The sequence below is a fragment of the Arthrobacter sp. Dra40 genome (genome assembly GCF_059091905.1).
Genome location: NZ_JBNHHB010000416.1, coordinates 1 through 2,354, shown reverse-complemented (window position 1 = coordinate 2,354; position 2,354 = coordinate 1). Strand labels below are relative to the sequence as shown.

The window sequence follows — 2,354 nt, the reverse complement described above, 5'->3', positions numbered from 1 at the left end:
CCGAGGGCCGAGACTCAAACCGCCCAAGAAAGGTGCTGCGGGCAACTAGAATCTGCGCCATGCCCAAGTTGTTCGCCGATACGGCGCCGCTCAAGGAGAGCCCGGAGTTTCGGCGGCTGTGGATCGGAACCTCGCTCTCCGCCATCGGCGCGCAGCTGACGGCAGTGGCAGTGAGCCTGGAGGTTTACCAGCTCACCGGATCGACCTTGGCCGTCGGGGCCGTTGGCGTCGTCGGGCTGATTCCGCTGGTGCTGGCCGGGCTCTACGGCGGATCCGTCGTGGATGCCCACGACCGGCGCAAAGTAGCTCTTTACTCCGGCCTGGTGCTCTGGGCCTGCACCGCGGTGTTTGCCGTGCAGGCGTGGTTCCGGCTGGAGCAGGTGTGGCTGCTGTACGTGGTGATTGCAGTGCATTCGGCCGCCGCAGGCCTCAACCAGCCCGCACGCAGCGCCATCGTGCCGCGGCTGGTCCGGCGCGAGATGCTGCCGGCTGCCAATGCGCTGACCATGATGACGTTCGGACTGGGCATGACCATCGGCCCGCTGGCTGCCGGTGTGCTGGTGGCAAGCGTCGGTTTCGGCTGGACCTACACTCTGGACGTCATCACCTTCACCGCAGCCATCTGGGCAGTGGTCAAGCTGCCGCCGATCCCGCCCGAAGGCGAGGTGCGCAAGGCCGGCCTGCGGTCCGTCATCGAAGGCCTGCAGTTCCTGCGCACCCGTCCCAACATCCGCATGACGTTCCTGGTGGACATGGCCGCGATGGTCCTGGCCCAGCCGCGCGCGCTGATGCCCGCCATCGGGGCGGTGATTATCGGCGGCGGCGAGGCAACCGCAGGTATCTTGCTGGCGTCGGTGGCCGCCGGGTCCTTCATCGCCGCAGTGTTCTCCGGCCCGCTGGGAGGAATCCGCCGCCAGGGACTGGCCGTGCTGTGGTGTGTCGTGGTGTGGGGCATCGCCGTCGCAGGGTTCGGCGCCGTCGTCGTCCTGGCCGGGCGTTCACATGCCGCCGCCGCGGGAGATGTGAGCGGCTGGCTCCTGCCGGCAGCCCTCTGCCTTGCCGTCGCCGGTGGCGCGGATACAGTCAGCGGCGTTTTCCGCAACACCATCCTGCAAACGGCGACGCCGGACGCCATGCGCGGACGGCTGCAGGGCATCTTCATCGTGGTGGTGGCCGGCGGCCCCAGGCTGGGCGACGCCGTCGCGGGCGGTGGCGGCCAGTGGTTGGGGGAGGGATTCGCAGCGCTGCTCGGCGGCATCGCGTGTGTTTGCGCCGTAGCGCTACTGCACAGGCTGCAGCCACGATTCTCCCGCTACGACGACAGGCACCCCGAACCCTAGGCGGCTGCACCTGCCGGAGGCGGGTGGGAGCCTTCCGGGAGGCAACCCCGGCGCCGTCCTCAGCCGCGCAAGCCCGGCCTGAGGAACATGGCGCTGCCGTCCAGCGTTGGAATAAGTGTCCGGTGGATACACTGAAACCGGACATGCTTGCGCCCGCATCGGCACAGGGCCGGATCGGCGTGGGAGAGGAATCAGACGCGGTGCACAACCACTTTAATGGACTGAAAACGGCGGGCCTGCTGGGCGGGCTCTTCGCCCTGCTGCTGGCGATCGGCGCTCTGCTGGCCAGCGGAACCGGCAGTGCCAACTGGATCTGGATCATGGCCCTGATCGGCGTGGGCACAACCGCCTACAGCTACTGGAACAGCGACAAGCTGGCCATCCGCAGCATGCAGGCATATCCGGTGACCGAAGCCGACCAGCCGGGCATGTACCGCATCGTGCGAGAACTGTCCACGCGGGCCAACCAACCGATGCCGCGGCTCTATGTGTCCCCGACGATGGCTCCCAACGCCTTTGCCACCGGCCGCAACCCGAAAAACTCGGCCGTCTGCTGCACCGAGGGCATTCTGCGCCTGCTGGATGAGCGGGAACTGCGCGGGGTGCTGGGGCATGAGCTGATGCACGTGTACAACCGCGACATTCTGACGTCATCCGTTGCCGCTGCCGTGGCGGGCGTGATCACCTCGGTTGCCCAGTTCCTGTTGTTTTTTGGCGGACGCGACCGCAACGCGAACCCGATCGCGCTGATCGCCATGTCGCTGCTGGCCCCGCTGGCGGCCATGATGATTCAAATGGCAGTCAGCCGTACGCGCGAGTACGACGCTGACGAGGACGGCGCCACGCTGACCGACGACCCTCTGGCGCTGGCTTCGGCGCTCCGCAAGCTGCAGTACGGCACGCAGCAAGCGCCTCTGCCGCAGGACCAGAAGCTGGTCAACACCAGCCACCTGATGATTGCCAACCCGTTCAAGGGCGGTGGCGTGAAGAAGATGTTCAGCACCCACCCGCCGA

Annotated in this window: 2 protein-coding genes; both read left to right on the top strand. The window is 67.3% G+C overall.

Features of this window, described 5'->3' with window-relative positions:
* Positions 1–59 precede the first annotated feature (59 nt).
* Entirely contained in the window at positions 60–1,340 is a 1,281-nt protein-coding gene (locus AC5RWT_RS36655) for an MFS transporter (protein WP_494084504.1), read from the top strand.
* Positions 1,341–1,540: 200 nt separating this feature from the next.
* Positions 1,541–2,354: zinc metalloprotease HtpX (gene htpX / locus AC5RWT_RS36650; RefSeq protein ID WP_494084505.1), on the top strand; the 814-nt coding region annotated here is incomplete at its 3' end.